The 23,391-nt window shown below is 54.8% G+C and carries 18 protein-coding genes; 11 read left to right on the top strand and 7 right to left on the bottom strand.

What is annotated here, in order from left to right:
• Positions 1 to 219: 219 nt before the first annotated feature.
• On the top strand, positions 220 to 1,260 hold the full coding sequence (gene pheA, locus K239x_RS14390) for a prephenate dehydratase (protein WP_145418820.1): 1,041 nt from the start codon (positions 220 to 222) through the stop codon (positions 1,258 to 1,260).
• A gap of 116 nt (positions 1,261 to 1,376) precedes the next feature.
• Here pheA and K239x_RS14385 read toward each other — a convergent pair whose 3' ends face one another.
• Positions 1,377 to 1,565 (bottom strand): hypothetical protein, encoded by a 189-nt coding sequence (locus K239x_RS14385; RefSeq protein ID WP_145418818.1) that lies wholly within the window; start codon positions 1,563 to 1,565, stop codon positions 1,377 to 1,379.
• Between the two features lie 416 nt (positions 1,566 to 1,981).
• Here K239x_RS14385 and K239x_RS14380 point away from each other — a divergent pair, with 416 nt between their 5' ends.
• A complete protein-coding gene (locus tag K239x_RS14380; RefSeq protein WP_419188957.1) occupies positions 1,982 to 4,537 on the top strand; it encodes a DUF1592 domain-containing protein in 2,556 nt (851 codons plus the stop codon).
• A 37-nt stretch (positions 4,538 to 4,574) separates the two neighbouring features.
• Positions 4,575 to 5,870, top strand: a complete 1,296-nt coding sequence (locus tag K239x_RS14375) for a DUF1552 domain-containing protein (RefSeq protein ID WP_145418816.1) — start codon at positions 4,575 to 4,577, stop codon at positions 5,868 to 5,870.
• Positions 5,871 to 5,982: 112 nt separating this feature from the next.
• On the opposite strand, the gene K239x_RS14370 is transcribed toward K239x_RS14375, so the two are convergent.
• Entirely contained in the window at positions 5,983 to 7,356 is a 1,374-nt protein-coding gene (locus K239x_RS14370) for a tetratricopeptide repeat protein (RefSeq protein WP_419188956.1), read from the bottom strand.
• Positions 7,357 to 8,011: 655 nt separating this feature from the next.
• On the opposite strand from K239x_RS14370, the gene K239x_RS14365 reads away from it, so the two are divergent.
• The 3 genes from K239x_RS14365 (at position 8,012) to K239x_RS14355 (ending at position 12,396) form a co-directional block, all read left to right on the top strand.
• Positions 8,012 to 9,790: a ferredoxin gene (locus tag K239x_RS14365; protein WP_145418814.1), complete on the top strand. Its 1,779-nt coding sequence runs from the start codon at positions 8,012 to 8,014 to the stop codon at positions 9,788 to 9,790.
• 358 nt (positions 9,791 to 10,148) lie between these two features.
• A complete protein-coding gene (locus tag K239x_RS28665) occupies positions 10,149 to 10,814 on the top strand; it encodes a hypothetical protein (RefSeq protein WP_419188955.1) in 666 nt (221 codons plus the stop codon).
• Between the two features lie 295 nt (positions 10,815 to 11,109).
• The gene (locus tag K239x_RS14355; RefSeq protein ID WP_419188954.1) at positions 11,110 to 12,396 is read left to right on the top strand and encodes an outer membrane protein assembly factor BamB family protein; all 1,287 of its coding nucleotides are present in this window, start codon (positions 11,110 to 11,112) and stop codon (positions 12,394 to 12,396) included.
• A 187-nt stretch (positions 12,397 to 12,583) separates the two neighbouring features.
• Here K239x_RS14355 and K239x_RS14350 read toward each other — a convergent pair whose 3' ends face one another.
• Positions 12,584 to 12,895 carry a hypothetical protein gene (locus tag K239x_RS14350; RefSeq protein WP_145418812.1) on the bottom strand — a complete coding sequence of 104 codons (312 nt, stop codon included), beginning with the start codon at positions 12,893 to 12,895 and terminating at the stop codon, positions 12,584 to 12,586.
• A gap of 896 nt (positions 12,896 to 13,791) precedes the next feature.
• On the opposite strand from K239x_RS14350, the gene K239x_RS14345 reads away from it, so the two are divergent.
• Positions 13,792 to 14,598: a TrmH family RNA methyltransferase gene (locus K239x_RS14345; RefSeq protein WP_145418810.1), complete on the top strand. Its 807-nt coding sequence runs from the start codon at positions 13,792 to 13,794 to the stop codon at positions 14,596 to 14,598.
• A gap of 45 nt (positions 14,599 to 14,643) precedes the next feature.
• Here the strand turns inward: K239x_RS14345 and K239x_RS14340 are convergent, their stop codons facing one another.
• Positions 14,644 to 15,537: an alpha/beta hydrolase gene (locus tag K239x_RS14340; protein ID WP_145418808.1), complete on the bottom strand. Its 894-nt coding sequence runs from the start codon at positions 15,535 to 15,537 to the stop codon at positions 14,644 to 14,646.
• Between the two features lie 175 nt (positions 15,538 to 15,712).
• Here K239x_RS14340 and K239x_RS14335 point away from each other — a divergent pair, with 175 nt between their 5' ends.
• A complete protein-coding gene (locus tag K239x_RS14335) occupies positions 15,713 to 16,216 on the top strand; it encodes a hypothetical protein (protein WP_145422365.1) in 504 nt (167 codons plus the stop codon).
• Between the two features lie 7 nt (positions 16,217 to 16,223).
• On the opposite strand, the gene acs is transcribed toward K239x_RS14335, so the two are convergent.
• Positions 16,224 to 18,182 carry an acetate--CoA ligase gene (gene acs, locus K239x_RS14330; protein ID WP_145418806.1) on the bottom strand — a complete coding sequence of 653 codons (1,959 nt, stop codon included), beginning with the start codon at positions 18,180 to 18,182 and terminating at the stop codon, positions 16,224 to 16,226.
• 175 nt (positions 18,183 to 18,357) lie between these two features.
• Here acs and K239x_RS14325 point away from each other — a divergent pair, with 175 nt between their 5' ends.
• Positions 18,358 to 19,974 (top strand): ribulokinase, encoded by a 1,617-nt coding sequence (locus K239x_RS14325; protein ID WP_145418804.1) that lies wholly within the window; start codon positions 18,358 to 18,360, stop codon positions 19,972 to 19,974.
• Positions 19,975 to 19,985: 11 nt separating this feature from the next.
• On the opposite strand, the gene K239x_RS14320 is transcribed toward K239x_RS14325, so the two are convergent.
• Positions 19,986 to 20,399 (bottom strand): VanZ family protein, encoded by a 414-nt coding sequence (locus K239x_RS14320; RefSeq protein ID WP_419188953.1) that lies wholly within the window; start codon positions 20,397 to 20,399, stop codon positions 19,986 to 19,988.
• A gap of 349 nt (positions 20,400 to 20,748) precedes the next feature.
• Between K239x_RS14320 and K239x_RS14315 the strand changes: the two genes are divergently transcribed.
• Positions 20,749 to 21,594: a LamG domain-containing protein gene (locus tag K239x_RS14315; RefSeq protein ID WP_145418800.1), complete on the top strand. Its 846-nt coding sequence runs from the start codon at positions 20,749 to 20,751 to the stop codon at positions 21,592 to 21,594.
• Positions 21,594 to 22,070 (top strand): tRNA adenosine(34) deaminase TadA, encoded by a 477-nt coding sequence (gene tadA / locus K239x_RS14310; RefSeq protein ID WP_145418798.1) that lies wholly within the window; start codon positions 21,594 to 21,596, stop codon positions 22,068 to 22,070. Before K239x_RS14315 ends, tadA begins: the two co-directional genes overlap by 1 nt.
• Before the next feature lie 128 nt (positions 22,071 to 22,198).
• Here the strand turns inward: tadA and K239x_RS14305 are convergent, their stop codons facing one another.
• Positions 22,199 to 23,323, bottom strand: a complete 1,125-nt coding sequence (locus tag K239x_RS14305) for a sensor histidine kinase (protein WP_145418796.1) — start codon at positions 23,321 to 23,323, stop codon at positions 22,199 to 22,201.
• Between the last annotated feature and the right edge of the window lie 68 nt (positions 23,324 to 23,391).

The raw sequence follows: 23,391 nt of genomic DNA, 5'->3' as shown, positions 1-23,391 counted from the left end.
GTGTTGTGATGGGCCGAGAAAGGTGACGATTCGGACGTGCGGCTTGCTCAACAGGTTCGGCTCAGCAGGATCGGCTGTGTCAATCAGCAGGAATTTTGGCGGCGAGTTGGGGCGAAGATTTGCAAACTGGACGACCGTGACTGAATCGGGCTACATCGCAAACGGCATCAAAGCTACTTTGTTTGGCTCGTGTCGCCTTCAACCTTTTCGAGTGAGTTCATGTCTGACGCCGAAGCGATCCAAGCCTCCATCAACCAGGTCGATCAACAGTTCATCGAATTGCTGTCCAAGCGACAGACGTTTGTGCAAGCGTTGCATGATGTGAAAGATGCATCGATTTCGCAGCGCGTCGCATCTGCCGCGAAAGAAATCGCGTCCCTGACCGAAGATGCCGGCACAACGGAACTGCTGCGCCACGTTTCCAGTTACTGCCTGCGAAAAATCAACAATGTTCGCGTCGCGTTCTTGGGGCCGGTTCACAGCTACAGTCACCTGGCGACGATGAAGTATTGTGGCGAAGGAGTTGAATTCACACCGGTAGCGTCGATCCCAGCGGTTTTTGACGCGGTGTCGCGTGGGCACGCGGAGTTAGGCATTGTTCCGATCGAAAACAGCACCGACGGACGAATCGTTGATACGTTGGGTATGTTTGTGCGGCAAAAAATGCACGTTTGTGGCGAAGTGCTTTTGCCGATCCACCACAATTTGTTGTCACGAACGCCGCTGAGCGAGATCACCGAAGTACACAGCAAACCGCAAGCTCTGTCGCAGTGTCGTGAATGGCTGGCCAAGCACTTGCCCGACGCGACGCTGCACGAAATCAGTAGCACCACCGCCGCTGCAAAATTGGCTGCTGAGAAGCATGGTGTCGCCGCGGTGGCCAGTTTGCCGGCCGGGCAGGAATATTCGCTCGACGTGCTCCATTCCAATATCGAAGACAATCCGAACAACGTGACGCGTTTTGCCGTGCTCGGCCGCGACGATATGCCTCCGACAAGTAACGACAAGACTTCTTTGTTGTTCCAGATCCCGCACGCCCCCGGCGCGTTGGCCGACGTGATGAACGTCTTCAAAGAATGCGAGCTGAACCTGACGTGGATCGAATCGTTTCCCGCTCCCGATAGCCCAAGCGAGTACTTGTTCTTTGTCGAATTTGCCGGACATCAAACCGAGAGCTTGGCGGCAAAAGCGATCCAGACGCTCGGTGGCATGACGCAGCGTTTGGATGTGCTGGGGTCCTATGCCAAAGCGAGTTTGTAGCAACGCGTTTGAATCTCTGGTCGCAGGCCACTGATTCAAGCAGGGGACTAGTTTTGCAAGTTGGCTGGTTGGCAGGTTGAACGTGATCCGGTTCCGGCTCAACCGCGTTTCGCGGATCAGGCCTCGGGTTTCTCGTTTCCCTCTTCGTCGTAACGGATAAACGCGAAGTAAAAAAAACTGACGGGCAGCGTGAGCCACACGAACAAAAAGAACCACGAGATCATCGCGGAAATGCCCAAGACCATTACTGCGAAAAACGCCCACAGCCACCAAGTATCACGCCATAGTCCTTTGAATCGTTTCACTTGGATCTGCTCCAGAAAATTTTACGTCGGCGGGGCTGCCGGTCATGTCGCGACAGTGAGTTTGCGAAGAAGCTAAACGACTCGCAGTGGAACCCCAAATTTATCTTGGTGGCCCCCATCGGCAAAGAGCACGCGGCCTTTTGTCATCGCAGGTCACTCTTTCGGTCCGATTGATGCTTTGTCGGAGTGTCAGCGATCAAACGTTGCGATAGAAAATGGCGGGCACTGAACTTGCGAACAACGCAAAGCCGTTCAGTCACCAAAGTGTCGCCTACCCCGGTTCGGCACTCCGATATGATTAACGATGGAAACGGCCTTCGCCCCAATTGCTGCTTTACCAAGTAGACTAAGACATCTGGGCAGGCATTCGCAGACCTGGTCATCCACTGAATCATCTAGCAACTTGCCTGTCGAACATGAAGCGGTTTTCACCTTTTTTCGTCGCGGCATGGATGCTCGCAATCCCGTTGGCGATGCCCATGCGTGCAGCGACTCCTGGCAAAGCGGAGATGCCCCGCGTCCATCAAGTGTTGCTCAAGAAACATTGCTTTGATTGTCACGACAGCGGGAGCGAAGAAGCCGGCGTCGATTTGGAGACGATCTCGTACGAGATCAGTGCGAGTGTCGAAAATGCAGAGCTTTGGCAAAAAGTGCTCAACGCGATCAACTCCGGCGAAATGCCTCCGGAGGATTCCGAGCCGTTGTCCGATGCCGACAAGGCCGCATTCTTAGAAGACCTGACCGGCCAGATGGTATTGGCCCGAAAGATCCTGGGCGATTCCGGCGGAGTCATCCCGCTGCGTCGCCTTAATCGGCGTGAGTATGCTAACACGGTCGAAGCGTTGCTCGGTGTGCGCCCGGATACGATGTCGCTACCCGACGATCAGGTGGGGGCGGGATTTGATACTCAAGGTGCTTCGCTTTTCTTTTCCAGCGATCAGCTCGAAAACTATCTAGCCGCGGCGACCAAAACGCTGCGTCTGTGCTTGCTGCCTCGGCAACCGCCCCAGTTGGCAACACGCCGTGTCGATCCGGAGGAGCAGCAATCGGCCCATTATCAAAAGTACCTGGATGGGATCAAAGACGAATTTGAACGTGCAACCCAGTGGAACGCGCAGACGGACAAGCCACCTTCGGAGTTCGGCTTTTTGGATCGTTATCAGGCCAAAAAGAAACTGCAGCAATACAAACAATGGGGCCCGCAACTGGAAGAGTATTTAGCACGACCCGAGACGAAGACGGGATCGACTTTGATCATGACGATCAAAGCTGGCGGAATGACACGCGTCAAATTGCCGGTGCTCAATGAACGCGCCCCAGGGAAATACACGGTCCGCTTTCGCGCGGCACACTATCCTGACGCCGACGAACGATTTCATTATGTCGAGTTGTCTTCGGGCATCGGATCAGATCGAAAGTATCGTGGTTGGCGAAAAGTCACCGGCACATTGGATGATCCTCAGGTGATCGAATTGCAGTTTGAACATCTCCCCGGTTCCAAGGAACAACTTTGGCTGCATCAGCGTTCTCACCAAGATCGCGGCGACAAGAATTTGTGGACCATTCATCAGAGGGAAAATGGAATGGGCACGAAACCGGGAGTCTGGATTGACTGGGCCGAAGTCGAAGGGCCGATAGTCGCCAATGCTCCCGCCGAGGCCGCCGCAAATATTTTGTTTGATCGCCCCGGCGACTGGAATGACGATCGTTATGCCACCGAAGTCCTGCGGCGGTTCGCTGCCAAAGCGTTTCGCGGAACGCCGCCCGAACCTGGCTTTCTGAAACGACTGTTCGCCCACTACCAATCCCGTCGCGAAGCGGGCGACTCGCTGGCTGAATCCTTGGTTTCGCCGCTAGCGATTATCCTGACATCGCCTGAGTTTTTGTATTTGGTCGAAACCGAAAACGAGGGCGTATCCCAACAGCTTCGCGATACCGAGACGGCTGTCCGGCTGTCGTATTTCTTATGGAGCAGTTCGCCGGATGATGAACTGATGCGCGTCGCTCGCGACGGCAAATTGCGTGATCCAGCGGTCCTTGCGGCACAAACAGACCGCTTGCTGTCAGACGAGCGTCACCAGCGGTTTGTTCATGGATTCGTGCATCAATGGCTTGGCATGGAACGTTTGGGGATGTTCCAGTTCTCTGGCGTGGACTTTCCCACATTTGACAATGCGGCTCGTGAAAATGCTCGCGAAGAGATTTTTCAAACCTTTGCTCACATCGCAAATCACGACCAGCCTTTGGGAGCGTTGTTGGACTCAGATTTTGTGGTGATCAATGACGTCATGGCCGGCTATTATGGGATCCCCGGCGTCGACGGACACGGGTTTCGCAAAGTTCCAGTGCCGGCTGGCATGCCGCGTGGCGGATTGCTGGGAACCGCCGCGGTCATGGCGATGGGCTCCGACGGCCTGCGTTCCTCTCCGGTCGAACGAGGTGCCTGGGTGTTGCGGCATCTGCTGAACGATCCGCCCGCACCCGCGCCACCCAACGTGCCTCAGCTCAGTCGACTGGCGGGCCAAGTGCTCTCAGCTAGGGAGTTGCAAAAGGCTCACCAAGAACAACCTCAGTGTGCCCAGTGTCATCGCAAGATCGATCCGATTGGATACGGTTTGGAGAATTTCGCGGCCGACGGTTTGTGGCGAGAGAAAGAGGTTTTGTCGATCGGGAAACGATTCTATGGCAGACCGGCGAAAACGAAATCGTTTGACATCGATGCCAGTGGAACGCTGCCGGGCGGTCAAGCGTTCGGTGATTTCTTTGGTCTTCGCAAAGCAGTCGCAGCGCATGAAGACGATTTTGCTCGCGGATTCACTGAATCGCTCATCGCGTACGGACTCGGCCGACCCTACGGATTCAGCGACCAAGCGTTGGCTGATCAAATCCTGTCCCATGCAAAAAAGCATCACTACCAAGTCAATCCGTTCATTCACGCACTGATTCAGTCGCGTGCCTTCCAATCCAGATGATCTCGAAGCCTGTGGCTTCTCGCGAAAGAATATGAATATGTCCTTCAAAACAAACCGCCGTGCTGTTCTGCGTGGCACAGGGGCGCTTATTTCGTTGCCGTTCTTGGAATCGCTGGGGCACAAGCGTTTTGCATCCGCGGCGGCGCCGACGAAGTCACCCAAACGCGTCGTGTTTTTGGGCATGGGATTTGGCGTGACTGCGGACCGATGGTACCCGGATAGAAACACTGTCGGCCAAAACTACCAGTTGCCCGACCTGCTAAAGCCACTGACGCGGCACCAAAAAGACATTTCGATCATCCAAAACCTAATGCACCGCTACAGTGCCGACGGTCACAGCGGGAGCACGTTTTGGTTGACCGGAGCGAATCGCTACGAAGTCCCCGGGCAAAGTTTTCACAATAGTGTTTCGGTCGACCAAGTGGCCGCGGAAGTTCTGGGTGAGAGGACTCGATTCACTTCCCTGCAGCTATGTGGCCGCGATGCTGGATCGGATGGTCACGGTCCCGGTTCTTCCCTGGCTTGGAATCGATTTGGAAAACCAGTCGCCGGTTTAGACACGCCTGTGGCTGTCTTTCACCGATTGTTTTCCGATGACGATACACCGCTGGCAGAACGGAAAGCAGCGCTGGACAAACAACGCAGCGTGCTTGACACGGTGACCGAAAATGCAAAGTCGGTGTATCGAAAGATCGGCAAGGACGACAAAGACAAGTTGACGGAGTACGTCCAATCGATCCGCGAAATCGAAGTCAGGCTATCCAAAGAAGAGGCTTGGTTGGACGTCGAAAAGAAAAAGCCTACCAGCCCTGTTCGCGAACCCGCCGAGTCGCTGGCCGGTGTTCAAGAGATCCGAATGATGTACGACTTGATGGTTGCTGCGATGCAAGTCGACGCATCTCGAGTGTTTACTTACCGCATGCCGGTCAATTCGATGATTCAGAGCCAGGGCGCGACCATGACGGCGCATAGCATGAGTCACTACAGCGAGGGTGAACGCCGCACGGTTTCGCAGAATCGTGACACCGGACACGCCAAATTGCTGGCCGAATTCATTGACAAACTCAAAGCGTCAAAAGAGTCCGACGGTACCAGTCTGTTTGACAACGCGGCGCTGACGATGGGAACCAATCTGAGCAGTGTCCATACTCTGACGAACTGCCCCACCCTGATCGCGGGCGGTGGTGCTGGATTCAAGCAAGGCCAGCATTTGGTGATGGACGACGCGCGGACGCCGCTTTGCAATCTGTGGCTCAGCGTCTTGCATGGAATCGGTGTCAATGTGCCCAAGCACGGTGATTCGACTGGACGCATCGACGAACTTTTCGGCTAGACAACACGCCGGCTAGCCGACGTGTTGCCCTTTCGATGGTTCTGCCCTTTCCGGGCGACGTTGCTCTCCGGCGACGCTATCTGGACAACGTGGCATGTCGGAGGACGTGGCACTACGCCTTTTCGTCAGCCTCTTTATTGGCGGCCTTTCTCGCTTGCTTGGCTTTCGCTTCCTTTTCGGCTTCCAAGCGTTCTTCTTCGTTCGCTTTATCAGGGTCCGATGCGAATGTCTTTTCGGCTTCGTAACGCTCCAGCGTCTTCTGGGCGAATTCCTTGTAGTCCTCCGCGACCATTTCGACGACTTTTTCTTGCCAGCCCAAGGCGTCTTCAAATTTTCCGGCAGCCGCCAGCGAAGCAGCCAAGGCGGATACGTCGCCTACATTTTGGAAATTCGACAGTTCGCAAGCGATACGTGCGGAGTCGACGGCTTTTACTGGATCACGCAGTTCCGAATCATCGACCGTTGCCAGCAGCCAAGCACGGTTCTGAAGTGCTAGAGCGTACTTGGGAGCCAACTTGATTGCAGCGTCGTAGTCCTCCAGTGCACCAGCGAATTCGCCCACTTGAAAGCGGTTGTAGCCACGGTTGTTGCGGGCCACGGCGTCTTTGGGATTCAGTTCAATGGCAGCGGCAAAGTCTTTGATTGCTTCGCTGTGATTGCCCTGTTGAAATTTGATGTAGCCGCGACCCATTACAGCCGTGATGTCGCGTTTGTTCTTGGCGACGATCGAATCAAAGTCAGCCAATGCCTTTTCAAGTTCTCCCGCGGACTTCCATGCAATGGCTCGTTGGTGCAGCAACCCCGCATCGCCCTTGTTGGATTCTAACGCCGTGGTGTAATCGTCCGCAGCCGACGCAAAGCTGCCTTTTTGCATGTAGACCGCCGCGCGGTTGATGTAGGGAGCCGCGTCGTCAGGATCTTTTACGATAGCCTTGTTGTAGTCCTTGATCGCGGCTTCGTGCTTGCCCATCGCTGCGTGAAAAAGACCGCGGCTGGTGTATGCGTGCGGTTCGTCATAGCCCAGTTCAATAGCTTTGTCGAAATCCGCCAACGCTTCTTCGGCTTTTCCGAGTGCCCAGAAAGAGGACGCGCGAAGAGTGTACAAGCGGCCTTCCTTGGGGTTGCGTGTGATCAGTTCGCTGTAGACGTCGCCGGATTCGGCGATGCGCACCGCGTTGACTTTGCTGACCGCGCCTTTGGTTCCGTCGTGAGTGACGACGACGTAGTCTTTTTCGCGTTCTTCGATCACCGTTAGCAGATCGCCCGGTTCGATCACGTCAACAAAATCTTCGCCATCAGTCAACTTCATCTCGACTCGAGCAACCACCGGTTCAGCGTACGGTGCATCGGCCTTGGCGTCAGACTGCATGGCTGTCGCGGCGATGACGGATGCCAGGATCATTTGGCGAAGTGATCGGCTGAGAGATCGGTTGCCAGGGATCGTGGGGCAGAACGAACGAAAGCGAAACGATGGGCTGGTTTTCACGAGTGGTCTTTCCTTGCGTCAGTCAGTAAGAACGAGACGACAGTCGGGGGAGCCCGCGGGGGCATTAAGTGGGACAAGATCAAGGAAGACCCGGTCCGGTGCATCAGTTGGAAACAGACTCCCGAAGATCGCGTTTCAATGCTTTGCGTCGCTGAAACGGCTTCAAGGGAAGCTGGCTGCCGCAAGGCTAATCAGCGAGGTCCGGGTTTGAATTACTACAGATTGCGAAGTCGTTGCAATTTGACCCGGCGCTAGACGGTCGTACGGATTGTGTCGATTTGATACGCAAATCGCGAGAAAAGTGCGCGGGAAAGTCATTTTGAGGCGACCGCGGTAAGAAGACGTGTTATGAGGAATTTATGATTTTTCCGCGGACTGATGATTGTATGTTTCGTTTTTGCATCTATCGTCGAATGCAAGCCGCTCGGGGGATGTGGCTCACCGTCTGAACGGACGTTGCTTTGGCAACGCACGGAGAAGTGGAAGCCGCGAAACAGTTTTCCATTCCTTTCCCCGAGTTCGGAGGAACCCAACCGTGAAGTGGGTTGCAACATTTTTAGGCGCGTCAGCCGCTCTGCTGACAACGGCCACACTTAGTTGGGCCGGCAATTGTGCACCCTGTGGCGGATGTAGTGATCCGTGTGCAAGTGCACCGATGACCGTTTCCGCTGGATGCGGCGGAGCTATGATCGCAAACGGATGCGGTGGAGCGACGGTCGCCAATGGTTGTGGCGGCGACGTCGTAACCGGTGCTTCGCTCGGAAGCGCCGACGCAAGTGGAATGGTATTTGGCGGTGAAATCGTCAGTGCCGGACCAAGCGAAGGCGGTGAATTCATGAGCGCCGAAACTCTTTGTGAACCTGTGACGATGTACAAAGTCGTCATGGAACCAAAGTACGTGACGGAATCACAAGCTGTTTGTGTTCAAAAGACACGAACCGAAACACGTTATCGCACCAAGACGACTTATCGTTCGGTGCCGATCACAGAGACCAAGTATCGCAGCAAAGTCATCCAAGTTCCGAAGACAGATTCCAAAACGGTTAGTTACTCCGTCTTGGTTCCCGTCAAATCGGAAAACACGGTAACGCTGACGGAAACCGTTCCTGTCTGGAACGAAGTTCCTGAGCAGTACATGGTTCGCGTTCCTCAATTGGTTGACGTTCCTGAGCAGTACACCGTGAAGGTGGCCAAGCTGCAAGACGAAGCGTTTACTTACACCGTGAACGTTCCCCACGCAGTTAGCGAACAGCGAATGCATTCGGTTACTAACGCTGTGCCTGTCACAAAAACACGCACCGTTCAGGTCTGTGTTCCAACGACAAAAATGCAGACAGTGACGAAAGACTTTGGCCACTGGGAAGATCGCGTCGTCGAAGTCCCAGCAGCGGCTCCTGTCCAAGCTGTCAGCTACGGCGGATGTGCTCCAGCTAACGTTTCCTACGGTGCTTCATCGGGCCGCGTTGGCTTGTTTGGACGCTTGCTAGGTTGCAACCGCGGATCATCTTGTGGTGGTTGCGGTTCAAGCAACTGCGGCGGATGTGTCGCAACTTGCGGCGGATGTGGATCAAGCAATTGTGGCGGATGTGCTTCATCGGTTGGCTGTGGATCGGGCGGATGTGGCCCAGCTGCTGGCGGTTGCGGTGGCGACGTTGCTATGGCCGGCGGAGCTGGTTGTGGAACAACGACGATGACACAGAAGGTTTGGGTACCGAATGTTCGCAGCGAACAAGTTTCGGTTACCAGCAGCGAACAACGTGATCAAGTCATGATGTACACCGTGTTTGAACAGCAAACGACCCAAGTACCGTACGAATGTACGCGATTGGTGTACCGAGCTGAGCAACGCAGTGGTACTAAGAAGACAGTCGTCTACGTCGACGAACCACGAACTCGTATGCGAAAAGTTGTAAAGTACAACGAAGAACCTCGCACACGTATGCGTAAGGAATTGACGTACACGACGAAGACTCGTACCGAAACGATTCCTCACATCAGCTACTCGACTGAACCACGTACGAAGCAAGTTAGCTACACGTACAATGTTCCTGAGTACATCCAAGAGCCTTATCAAACGACTCGCTACGAGCGAGTTGCTGAAGATCAGGTGGAAGAGTACACCGTGGAAGTGCCATACACTGTCACCGAAGAGCGTAAAGTTCAAGTGTGCAAAATGGTGCCACGAGTGGTTGCTGAGACGGCTTCGCCTTGTACGGGCGGTTCGACATCACTGGGTGCATCGGTTGCACCTTCAATGGGTGGTGTTCTCTCAGGTGACCTAATGGGTGGCCAGATCATCAGCTCCGGTGCTAGCACTGGTGTGATCTCCGGTGGCGGATGTGGTTGTGGCGGTTCGATCGCTCCAACTGCAACGATCTCATCAGCCTGTGGCGGATGTGGAGCCGTGGTTGGTTCACCTTGTGGATGTAACTAGTAGGTAGCGAAGCGGCGACTCCGGTCGCCGCCAACAGTCACGACAGTGCAACCCGCTGTTGAGTTGGGACCGCCATGATTTGGAAACAAATGATGGCGGTTTTTTTTTGCGCTGAGGGGATTTTGGCGTTTCAGGCACTGCGCCAGCCCCGCCAGGAACGGGTTGTATCGGTCAGGCTGGATTTGCGTCGGCGGGTGAGTCTTTTACAGTCATTTGTCTTGGCAATTTCAAGACAAGATCGAATCGTGAACTAGTGTCGGATCCATCGGTCGAATCGCAACCGCGTTTTGAAATTTCCGACCCCCCTGAGTCCCAACTCAACGCACAATACCTCGAATCACATTTGGAGATTCAACTGATGAAAGCTGTTTTCTCGTTCCGCGGCGCGATTGCCGCTATCGCTTTGGCCGCCACCACTTCTTTCGTTTTGCCCGCAACGGCTGACGACAAGAAAGACACAGCAGCCGCCAAGCCTGTTGCCAAAGCTGTCGCCAAAGTACGTCCTCTGAGCATCACGGCCGATCTGATCGGATCAACCAAGTTGTCCGGCACCCTGATGGACTCCACTGCACTTGAGATGCGAACTTCATTCGGCTCGGCCAACATTCCGTTGTCGGAAGTTGCTGGTATCCGCTTTGCATCGGCTGAAAACGCAACCACCACCGTCGTCATGCTCAACGGTGACTCGATCACCGGTGCAACCGATCTGAAATTGGTCACGATCGAAACTTCTTGGGGCACCGCTGCCATCAATGGACAAAACGTCGAATCGATCTTGTTCGTTCCAGGTTTGACTTGGAATTCGCACAACGGCCTTAATGGCAAGCGTTGGGTTCTGTCGGACAACAAAGCGTCGACTTCATCGACTGCTAGAACCAGCAGCAAAGCCAGCAGCAGCCGCTCGACGGCATCGACTTCGGCTCCACGAAGCACTTCAAGCCGTAACACAACGACACGAAGCACTTCATCGGGATCGTCGATCGTCTACCCAAACAATAGCGTTCCAACCAACTTTGGACGTTAAGTTTGATCGCCCATGTCGGCCGCATTTTTCGGCTGGCATCGCAACGATTTGAGTTCAATGAGCCGATGTTCCTGCCCAGGAACATCGGCTTTTTTTGTGACTTGCGGGCATGGGGAGCAGTCAAGGGTTCGTCACACCAACGGATCGCATCTCCCGGATGAATCCGTAAGTCGTGCAATTTGACGCAAACAGTTGATCGCACAGCTCCGATGGATGCTTTACAATGCCGGTGAAACGAGTGCCGGACTGCGGCACGCCTTAGCAATCAAGCAACCACCTCACTTTCCATCTGCCAATGACCGTTTGCAAACATCACCGGACATGCTTGTTCGGAGCCTTTGTTCTCTGTTTCGTTTTTTCTCAAGTCGCACAAGCAGAATCCGGATCATGGAACCGCTTCCACGGGATTGATGGAGCTGGATTGGTCGCGGACGGACAGATCCCGGACCAATGGGGCGACGGCGACTACGCTTGGTGTTACAAGTTTGAATCGCGCGATGTCGGGTCACCGGTGGTGGCAAACGGCAGGGTTTTCTTGATGGCATCCAATCCGGATCAAGACAAGATTTCGTTACAGGCGTTTGATTTGGCCAGCGGCAAACGATTATGGAGCAAAGCATTTGACCAACCAGAGCATCACCTGCATCGACGCAACACGTTTGCCTCCAGCACGCCAGCAGCGGACGATTCACAGGTCTTTGTCTGTTGGTGCGACAGTTCCCACACTTTTCTGAAGTGCTTTGATCACGAGGGCAATGAAATCTGGTCGCGGGACTTCGGTTCGTGGCAAAGCCAGCATGGGTTTGGAACTTCGCCGCGGATCGCTGGCGACATGGTGCTGCTGTTTAATTCGCAGCAATCCGAGCAGCTGAAACCGGGACAGACAGCGGGCCGAAGCCGGATGATCGCTGTCCATCGCACCAGCGGGGCAACGATTTGGGAGCAACCGCTCAATACCAAGCGTAGTTGTTACGGCGTCCCCGCTATTTACACGGCTTCGAGCGGCGACAAGCAGGTTATAGACGCCAATACGGGCAACGGGCTATTTGGTTTAGACATCAAATCTGGTGCGTTGCTGTGGAACTTGGAAGTGTTCGACAAACGCTGTTGCAGCACGCCGCTGATTGTTGGCGATATCGCAATCGGTTCCTGCGGCAGTGGCGGAGGCGGAAACCAGTTGGTTGGCGTCCGCATCCCCAAGTCGGCACAAGAAAAACCGGTCGAAGTTTACCGAATCGCAAAAGGTGCGCCTTACGTGCCCACGCCTGCCGTCAAAGACAACCACTTGTACATGGTGGATGACAAAGGAATCGCGTCTTGCATAGATGCGATAACGGGCGAAACGAAATGGTTTCAACGCATCGGTGGAAACTTTGGTGCGTCGCCGGTGATCGTTGGCAACAAACTTTTGCTAATCAGTTTGGAAGGCGAGGCAACCGTCCTGAAGGCTGCGACCAAATTTGAACGAATTAGCCAGTTTGATTTAGGTGGTCCGGTGGGAGCCACGCCAGCGTACGCCGACGGGCGGTTGATTTTGCGAGTCGGCCAGGAATTGCGTGTCCTGAAAGGATCGACCTTGTAGGTCAACGTTCGAAAACCGCGGGACTCTTGTCGCGTCGTGTTTTACGACTGGTGTCTTAGACTGGGGTCCACTGATCGCTGTCGCATTCGGCTTGAGTCATTCAACGCGAAAGATCAAAGGTTCCTTGATCTTTCTTGCCTTGAAATTTTGCGTAAAACCGATTGGCAGAAACGTTTGCCGTCATTCTTTACTCGCCCAGCAGCGGGAGTTTTCGCGTCGACGTATAGCAATCGCACGTGCCTGGAACCTGCTGCAAATTTGCACGGTAGATAAATGGAACGACGACAGCAAAGCGTCCGTAGAAAACCGCCCGATAACTGGTCGGACCGGTTGGTCGAATGTGTGCACCAAGCGTTCCGTTGTGGCCGCTGCCGTCGCTGAGCCAGCGTCCCTTCCATTTTCCTTGCGGAGAGTCCGCGATGGCACTCATGCTGAAAACAAGCGTCAGCAGGATGACTACGAAAATGGTTCGCGCGAACCTATAAAGTACTACGGACATTGGAGTTGCCTTGAATTGCGTGTGGGACCATTCCCCATGGAGCACGGAGAGTAATCATTGTGCGTTGGTAGGTCAGTTCTTTATTGTGCGCGATTGCTTTGACGAATCAACTGCCTAGTCGCCTGTAGTCGTCAAAGTCTGCCCCACCGGACCGACTGTTACATTCGGCATGCGATGTCCTCATATCGATGCAATCCGGACCAAACGAAACTTAGGACCCGAGAGACTGCTGCAATCGGTCGATCCCTAACTTTACCGGCGAGGGTCAATCGAGTGGTTGACTCGACGCTCAAGTGTTCGAATCGGGGATTTCAGAAAGTCGCTGTGGTGTGGGATTGCGGCGGCCGCAAGAAATCTACTTTTCGTGGTTTTAAATAAAGAACGGTGAGGCTGCACTTGGGCGTGCAGACTCGCCGTTTTTTATGCGCTGATCGCAAGTGCTGGTAATCAGCCAGGCACGCGAGGCCGGAATTGGACGGCAGCAGTGTGCTTCCGATTTGCGGGGCCCATTCTATTTCGCCCCCCTGCTTACGCAAGCGACGTTACGGCGAACATCGTAGCCCCCACATGGCGGCGAAGTCGTTGCAACCTGCATCAACGGCAGTCGAACCGACTTCTCAGGTGAAACGGATGAGGGAAAACCCGCGCGTCGGTCAAAGCATGGCAGACTTCAGTAACAAAGATTCACTTTCGTAAACGCGAGATTGACGCGTCCCCACAAGTCATCTCGCGGTCTTGGAGTGATTGGCCCCAATCTACTTCTTGGCACCCGCGTCGAACCCCACCATGCCCCGGTGAGGTTGGACGTTGAAAGCCTTACGATAGACTGCACAAAAACGTTTTCTCTCTTTGCCCCATATTGGAAATCGTTCGCAGTCTGTCGCGAGGCTTTTTTTATGCGCCCGATCCAAATAGTTGATCCCCGCGATCCTCGCGTCGCTTCTTACGTCGATCTTCGCCGATCGCGAGCGGGATCCGGGCAGGCCGCGGTTCAGGCAGGAACCTTTATCGCAGAAGGCCGTTTGGTGGTGGAGCGATTGATCGCTAGCGACTACGAACTGCAGTCCGTGTTGGTGCAACAAGGACGCGAGGAAGCTTTTTTAGATCAACTGAATTCTGATACGCCTGTGTACACCATGGCGTCTGAATTGATCAGCCAGGTCGTTGGGTTCGACTTTCACCGCGGCGTAATCGCTTGCGGAAAACGTCGTGACATTTCTGCGTTTGGCGAACAACACAACGTTTCACTGCTGGGGCGATTGTCGCTTTGCCTGCTCGGGATGAGCGAACAAGAGAACCTGGGAAGCATCCTTCGCAGCGCTGCCGCGTTGGGCGTGCACAATGTGTTCCTCGGACCCGGCACGATCGATCCGCTTAGCCGCAGGGTGATTCGCGTCAGCATGGCGACCGCTTTGAAACACCGTTACTTTCGGATGACCGATCCGGGAACCGAACTGACAGTGTTGCAGCAGCGAGGTGTGCGAACGATTGCCAGTACCCTAGCCGATCCCTCTCAGATGATTACGGATTTTCAACGAGACGATCGACCGATGATACTGATCATTGGCAACGAAGCAAAAGGCATCGAACCGATCGTGCAGGCTGCGGTGTCGGACCGAGTAAAAATCCCCATGTCAAATCAGGTGGACAGCCTGAACGCTTCCGTTGCTGCTGCGATATTGATGTACGAACTTGCCAAATAGCGGGGCTTCGGTTGCTGCTAAATGGTCATCATGTTCGCGGCCGCTTCAGTCGATCCACGCCTTGATTTGATCAATCAACGCATCACGGGCCGAGGGTGGCATGGCATCGTTGTGGCCCATGCCGGCTACTTCAAACAGTTTTTTTCGTTGACTGGGCGCAGAGTCGTGCAAGCGACGTCCGTGGTGAATCGGAATTAGCCGATCGGTTGTGCCGTGGACTTGAATCAACGGACCTGCGTAGTGCTGTACGCGCTCGATCGAATCGTATCGGTTCTGCATCAGCAATCCTACCGGAATGAACCAATAGCGGTCGGCAGCCACGTCGACCATGCGATCAAACGTTCGGTCCAAGACAAGCAGTCCCGCACCGCTGTCGGCCGCGACAGCAACCGCACATCCGCCACCGAGACTTTGTCCGTACAAGGTCAGTGTGTCGGGTTCGATGTTGTAGCGGTCACACAGAAAATCACGTGCAGCCATGGCGTCGGCAATGACGCCTGATTCGTGCGGCGAACCTTCCAAAGAATCAAAGCCGCGGTATTCAGCGGCCATCACGTTTGCCCCAAGTTGGCGGCCCAAGTTTGCAATGAAGGTGCTTTCGTAGGCGGCGGTAATTCCGTTGCCATGAAAATACAACACCGTCGGACGATTGCCGTCAGATTCATCGGCTGGAGCTTCGTACAGATAACCCTTGAGCGGCGTTCCGTCGCTAGAACTGTAATGCACTTCGATCACTCCGGATTCGGTTCGCTGCGGTACGTCCATGTAGGCACCGGGGTAAACCAGTCTGGATTCGAAAGTGACCATCAAAATGATCACGATTGCGTAGGCCAACAGGCCGATTCGCAGCACCGTTTTGGCCAGGGACACGATCCTGTTTGGTGGCGACACCGACGCTGCTGCTTTGTCCTTGGATTCGTCAGCTGTGATTTCGGTCATCCTAGTTTCCGTTTGTAGCGACCGTGACGGTATCAGCGATCGTGAAAAGCAAACAGTCTGTCAGTTTGATTGGCACAAACCAATGTGTTTTAACCACGTGGTACGTTTGAAAGAACACCTTGGTGGTCGTTCTCAACACAACTTTCCACGCTTTAGCGCAGGCCATTGCCGAGCCATGATCAGTTTTGCCAGCGTTGACGATCCCATCTCGGGTGCGGAGCAAATCCGTCGCTGGCGATGTGGTCGGATCGTGATGCAGGATGGCGCTCTGGTGGAAGTTAAACACCGGTTGATCTGCGGTTCGGTTTCGATGGCCCAAGTGTGGTGGCAAGCGAAGTACGGCCGAATGAACGACAACATTTGCTGGTTGGATTACCACCAGCCGATCGGCATGCCACAGTTTTTGACGTTGGACTACATTCGCGCAGGCGAACGTGCTGGCTACAAAACCTTTTTGGGTGCCATTCACGTTTTAAATGAAATCGCACGTATCCGCAGCGCGACCGCGATCGTGGCGCATATCAGCAACAGCACCATCACGGATCGCTTTTTGCAACGGCAAGGTTGGGAACGACACCTGAAGCAATGGTCGGGACGGCATTGGATTCGCCGTTTTTACGACGGCTATCCCGAATCAGTGCTTCAGCGCTATCTGCCAAACCGCAGGCAAGTTGCGTAGCGTCGGCTCAGTCTTCTTCTTTTAGTTTTGCCAACACGGTGAAATCTTCCAGCGTCGAAGTGTCGCCGGCGACTTCTTTTCCCGCGGCAATGTCGCGTAACAGTCGCCGCATGATCTTGCCGCTCCTGGTTTTTGGCAAAGTGGCAGCAAAACGCACGTCGTCGGGTTGAGCCAACGCGCCAATTTGTTTGCGAACGTGCATGCGAAGTTCCTGGCGAAGTTCTTCGTCGGGTTCACGGTCGCGAATCGTCACGAACGCAGAGATCGCTTGTCCCTTGAGATCGTGCGGTCGACCCACGACGGCTGCTTCGCAAACGGCTTCGTGGCTGACCAACGCGCTCTCGACTTCGATCGTGCTCAATCGGTGCCCGGAAACATTGATCACATCGTCGATGCGACCCATGATCCAGTAATAGCCATCGCTGTCTTGCCGAGCATTATCGCCTGTTAAGTACTTGCCAGGCACGGTGGACCAGTATTGCTGAACGTATCGTTCTTGATCGCCGTAGATTCCTCGCAACATGCCCGGCCACGGTTGTCCAATGCACAGCATGCCGCCGCTGCTGGGATCAACGGGCCGACCCGTTTCGTCCAAAATCTCGGGAATCACACCGGGCAGCGGTTTGCAACAGGAGCCTGGTTTTGTGGCAGTGATTCCCGGCAGCGGACTCATCATGATGCCGCCGGTTTCGGTCTGCCACCACGTATCGACGATGGGGCATTTGCTGTTGCCAATCTTTTCGTGGTACCACATCCAGGCTTCCGGATTGATTCCTTCGCCCACGCTGCCCAGCAATCGCAAACTGGACAGGTCGTGTTTGTCGACGTGTTCGTCGCCCCATTTGATAAAGGCACGCACGGCGGTCGGCGCGGTGTACATGATCGTGACCTTGTACTTCTCCACCAAGTCCCAGAAACGGTCTTCGGCCGGATGATTCGGCGCGCCTTCGTACATCAAGCACGTCGCACCTGCTGACAAGGGACCGTAGACGACGTAGCTGTGGCCCGTGATCCAGCCACAGTCGGCGGTGCACCAATAGACGTCGTCTTCGCGATGATCGAACACCCACTCAAACGTTCGCTTGGCCCACAAGTTGTAGCCGGCGGTCGTGTGCAAAATGCCTTTGGGTTTGCCGGTGCTGCCAGACGTGTACAGGATGAACAGACTGGTCTCGCTATCGAGCGGCACGGCCGGCAATTTGCCGTCTTGTGTATCGACAACATCGTGCCACCAAACGTCTCGGCCCTCGGTCATGGACACATTGTCTTGGCCGACACGCTTGAGCACCAAGCACTTTTCGATCGTCGTTGACTTTGCGAGCGCCTGATCAACGGTTTCTTTCAGTGGCAGTACTTTTCCACGGCGATACAGACCGTCCGCGGTAACCATCAACTTTGCACTGGCGTCATTGTTGCGATCGGCAATGGATTCGGCACTAAATCCGGCAAAGATCACGCTGTGGATCGCACCGATTCGGGCACACGCCAACATGAGAATCGCCAACTCGGGCGTCATTGGCATGTAGACGCTGACCACGTCGCCTTGCGTAATACCCAACGACTGAAGGCCTTCGGCGCACTTGCAAACTTCGGTCAAAAGTTCGGAGTAGGTCAGAGTGCGAGTGTCACCGGGTTCGCCTTCGAAGATGATGGCGGTGCGATCTCCGCGGCCAGCTTCGACGTGCCGATCCAGGCAGTTGTAGCTGGCGTTTGTTTTGCCACCGACAAACCACTCGACGTTGGGCGCGTCCCATTTGCAGACTTCATTGAACGGTTCAAACCAGTGCAGATGTTCCTGAGCTTCGGCTTTCCAGAATTCGTCGCGATCGTCTCGGGCCCGTGCATACGTCTCCAGATACTGTTCTTCGGTCGAGAAGACCGCCTTTTGCGTAAACTCGGCGGGCGGTGGAAACAGTCGATCTTCAGTCAGAACGTGGTCAATTTGACCCGAAGCAGAATCGGCCATGGGGGCAATCCGGAACTAGGTTGTAAGGTAGGAATGTCTTTGAAAGGGTTACGTAGTGTAACGCATCAAACTTTAGACGTGCACAAGGGCCAACATCCGACGCATTCGTGGTTGCTATAACGTTGGCCAGAGATCCGGTTCCCTTTTTGCATTTGTTTCAATCGATTGGTGAAGTATGTCGTCTGTGGTTTCGCTGGGATTAGATTTTGGCACCGAATCGGTGCGTGCCATTTTGGTCGATCGAACCGGTCAACAGCGGGGCGTCGCGAGTTGCCAATACAAGCACGGACAGATTCTGCAATCCCTGCCAGGTGGATCGGATCCGTTGCCACCGCGTTTTGCATTGCAGTGCCCCGGTGATTGGATCGAATCGGCCGCACAAGCGACTCGGCAAGCAATGAAAGCCGCCCACTTATCGGCAGATTCCGTGGTCGGCATCGGCGTCGACTTTACCAGTTGCACAATGCTTCCGACGACCATCGACGGAACACCTCTTTGCGAAGTCCAGCAGTTTCGTCAAACACCGCTGGCGTGGCCTAAACTTTGGAAACACCACGGAGCGATCGACCAAACTGAACGAATGAACTCCATCGCGCGGCAGCGAAACGAGAGTTTCCTTGGTCGGTACGGCGGCACGATCGGGTTGGAGTGGTTTTTTCCGAAAATGTTAGAGACGATCGAACTGGCGCCGGACGTGGCAGCGGCCGCAGAGGTTTGGTTGGAAGCCGGCGATTGGTTCGTTTGGCGTCTGGTGGCGTGTGAAGCCAACGATCTGACTCGCTCCAGTTGTCAGGCTGGTTACAAAGCGATGTGGTCGGCCAGCGAAGGTTATCCATCGCAAGCGTATTTTCAGGCCGTGCATTCGCAACTTGCCGAAGCCGTCGACAACCGACTGCCGGGCGTGATGCGTGCGCCGGGCGAATCGGCCGGCGGCCTTTGTAAGTCGATGGCGGATCAGTTTGGTTTGGCGGTGAACACGCCGGTTGCAACGGCCATCATCGATGCTCATTCTGCGGTTCCAGGTGTCGGGGCGGCCGAACCGGGGACGCTGGTGATGGTGATGGGCACCAGCAGTTGCCACATGCTTAACGCGACTGAGTTTGCTGATGTGCCGGGCGTCGCCGGAGTGGTCCAGGGCGGGATTCTGCCAGAACTGTTTGGTTACGAAACGGGACAAGCAGCGGTTGGCGACGCGTTTGCTTGGTTGCTGCGTTTGTTGAACCTAGATTCGTTTGATGCCGTGGCCGAATCGGCTTTGCAGTTGCCGCCAGGAGCCGAAGGTGTTTCTTGTCTGGACTGGATGAACGGATGCCGAACTCCGCTGATGGACGGAAACGTTCGCGGCGCGTTTACTGGGTTGGGACTCGAACACGGGCCGGAGCATTTGTACTTGGCGCTGATGGAAGCGTCCGCGTTTGGATTGCGCTGGATTGTCGAACTTCTACGTCAGGGCGGTGTGCCGATCAATCGTTTCGTTGCGACCGGAGGCCTGCCGCATCACAACCGGGCATTCGTGGAAGTCTACGCGGATGTGCTTGGCGAAACGATCGAAATTCATCCGTCCACGCAAGGCCCGGCGGTTGGCGCGGCAGTCTTGGGCATGCTGGCTGCGGGCAGCGAAGTGACCGGTTTTGCCAATGTCAAGGAAGCCGCAACTGCGATGGCAAACGATGCACAGCAAAAGAGCGAATTCATTGCTCCACGAACCGAGCGATCGGACGCGTATGCCAGCCTGTATCAGCGTTACCGTTCACTGGCAGACGTGGTCCAGACGACGCAGAGCGATCAATAAACCGATTCTAACTATCGGTCGGGGATGTCACTTTTGGCGATGTCACTTTTGGCGATGTCACTTTTGGCAGGGAAGAGTTTTGTTGCGGTGACGTACAGTCCAAGGCCAACGATCATCCCGACTAGATCCGCGACATAGTCTTTGACATCGGCGACGCGGCCTGGGACCAGTTGCTGAGTCAATTCGTCGACGATTCCGTACGTGGCGACGATTGCGATGACGATGATCCACCAGCGTTTTCGTGCGGGCAAATCCAACACCGCGCTAAGTAGCACGGTCAGTCCCAAGTAAGCGACGAAGTGTTTGACTTTGTCATTGATCGTGGAGCTTATCTCGGGCGGGTGGGCCAAGTGTGTGCCGGCGAAAATCGTCAACCAGTAGACGACCAGCACGATCAAGACAACACGGACACCAAAAATCGTCATTTTCCGGATCGACGGCATCGGTGAAGGTCTACAATCGTGTCTGAAGGGTTGGTGTTGGCAGAGGTTGCCAAATGCTAACCTGCGACGTGCCAAATTGATTTAAGTTCGCAATTGGTTTTTCTCGGTGCATCCTGCACGGCGAATTACTTTTTGATCGGCCGTATTCGCCGCAGTACCTTCGCACCGTTCGCCAGCAGTTTTCGACGGAAACCGCGCCAAGCTGCCATCGGCTGGTTGGTGCGGTTGTAGAAAACCAGTTTACCTTGCGTTATCTTGCCAATCATTTCCGTCTCGACGCAACCTGTTTTACAATCGACCGCTCCCGACTGTCATTTTTAAAGGTGTTTTAGTGACCATCAAGCCACTCCTAGTTCTGTTGACGGTGTTGGTCCTCTGTGCCAGCGTTTTGCTTCCCGTCGGATCCGCGACTGCAGACGATGTAGCCACGCAAACGGCGAAACCAAAGCCCCAGGCTTCGGAAGATAGGGCTTCGGAAGATAAAGCTACAAAGGACAAGGCTTCCGAAAACAAGGCCACAGACGACTCGTCAGCCAAAGCTAAATCTGCCAAGAAGCTGCAGTGGACCGATTTGACAGGCCAGTGGGAAAAGTGCCAGTTCGGTGGTGATGGCGAAATCGAAATCGGGAAGAAGAAAATCAGCTTGGACTACGGCGACCCGATCACGGGCGTGCGCTGGGCCGGCGACGTGGTTCGTGACAATTACGAGATCGAAATGGAAGGCCGGCGAGTCGATGGGTTCGATTTTTTCTGTGCTCTGACATTTCCAGTCGGCGAGAAAGGACGCGCAAGTTTGGTGATGGGCGGCTGGGGTGGCGGCACGATGGGAATTAGCAGCATCGATGACCGTGACGCTTCGGACAACGACACCACGATGTACCGTGACTTCAAAAACAATCAGTGGTACAAGGCTCGCGTGCGAGTCGAAGAGTCGCGAATCGCAGTGTGGATCGATGACACATTGCAGTTTGAACAGCCGCGGGATGATCACAAGTTTGACATCCGCTACGAAATGGATCCTTGCCTGCCGCTTGGGCTTGCCAACTTTCAATGCAAATCCGAGATGCGGAACCTACGCGTTCGCAAGCTAAAGGCCGATGAATTGGGGCAGCCGCTCAAATCAAAGAAGCCTGCTGCCGAGGAAGACGACGCCAAAAGCGGTGGCGAAGCCAAGTGATGGATCCGATTGTCGATGTTGACCAACATTGGATGACGCGTGCTTTGGAACTGGCGTACGGCGCGGCGACTGCTGACGAAGTCCCTGTCGGCGCGATCATCGTGCGTGACCATTCCATCATCGCCGCTGCTGCGAACCAACGCGAATCACTTCACGATCCGACGGCCCACGCCGAGATGATCGCCATCACTCAGGCCGCCGCTTCGATCGAAGACTGGCGGCTAGAGCAAACGACTCTGTACGTTACTTTGGAACCGTGCGTGATGTGCGCCGGTGCGATTTTGCAGGCACGCGTTCCACGAGTTGTGTTCGGCGCGTCGGATCCCAAAGGCGGCGCGGTGACCAGCTTGTTTCGGCTATTGGAAGATGAACGGCTGAATCACCGATGTGAAGTCACGCATGGGATTCTGGCCGATCGATGCGGCCAGGTGCTGACCGATTTCTTTGCGTCCAAGCGGGCGATGGGAAAGAAATAGCCACGGATTCGGTATGCGGCATCGCCGTGTTGCTGAACAAACGCCAGCGGAGGTACGTTCCTGCGTCGGCAGACGCAGCGCGGCAAGCGGATGCTGACACGCGTCTGATTTCGTGTCTGTGAAGTGCCCTACGTGATCTTGCGGACATGCGGCAAACGCATGATGAATGCGGACCCGTTGAGTCCGTCGGATTCGCACCACAGCGATGCGTTGTGACGTTCGGCAATGCGTTGGCACAGCGCTAACCCTTCGCCGCGACCTTCGACCTCTGGTTTGGCTTCCAAACGCCGGAACATCTTGAAGACATTTTCAACGTGTCGCTCGGCGATGCCGATTCCGTTGTCCTGGAATCGCAAGTGATCGTGCAAATCGGATTTGAAAACCGAAATCTGGATCAGCGGTTTTCCGTTGCAGTATTTGATTGCGTTGTCGATTAAGTGCCAAAACAATCGGTATAGTTGCGTTCGGTCGCCTTTCATCGAAGGAAGGTCGCCAATTTGCAATTCGCCGCCCATATCGGATAGACGCGGCTGAAACGCTTCGCCCACTTCCGTCAACACTTCGCCCAAATCGACCTTAGCAAAAACGTTGCCTTGTGATTCGATCCGCGAATAATCCAGCAGTGCAGCCAACATCGATTGCAAACGTTGAACACTAGTTCCGATGTGCCCGAGTGTCATCTTTGCGTCGGCATTGATCTCGTTCTGATGGTCTTCCGCCAAGATCGACGTGAACTGCATCAGGTGTCGTAGCGGCGCCTGCAAGTCGTGCGATACTGCGTACGCAAAGTCTTGGAAGAGTTTACTGCGGCGATGTAAATCCGCAGTGGTTTTTTCTAGCTCGGCGACCGTCAGTGCAAATTCGGTGATGTCTTGCAACAACACTGCGACCCCGCCGTCGTCCGCTGGGCGAAGTTTAAGCTGGTGCGTCCTGCCGTTCTCATCAAGTAAGTCGCACGTGTGGGCAACTCGCTGCTCCGCGACTTCTTTGATTTGATCGTGCAGCTGCGAATAATCCAGGCGATGTGCCAGGTGCTCGAGCGGACGACCGCGATCTTGAGGCAAGATGCTGAACAGAGTTTTAGCCGCCGCGTTGAACTCTACAACGCAAAGCCGGCTGTCTAACAAAATCATCGCCGTGTCAGCCATCGACAACAAATCCGAAAGCTGATGGCTGACTTGCGTCATCTCATCCAGCTTTTGGCTGATGTCTTGATTCGGCGTGCCTGGTTCGTTGTTTCCATCGTCGGTCACGGAGGCTGCCCTTGCTACGCGATGTTGTTAAAGAATTCGTGGCCAATGGGCCCCGGTAGATTATCGCA

Origin of the sequence: Stieleria marina (assembly GCA_007741555.1) — a bacterium.
In the GTDB taxonomy this organism is placed as follows: Bacteria; Planctomycetota; Planctomycetia; order Pirellulales; family Pirellulaceae; genus K23-9.
Note: the sequence above shows the minus strand (reverse complement) of the source record. Positions and strands in the feature narration are given on the sequence as shown.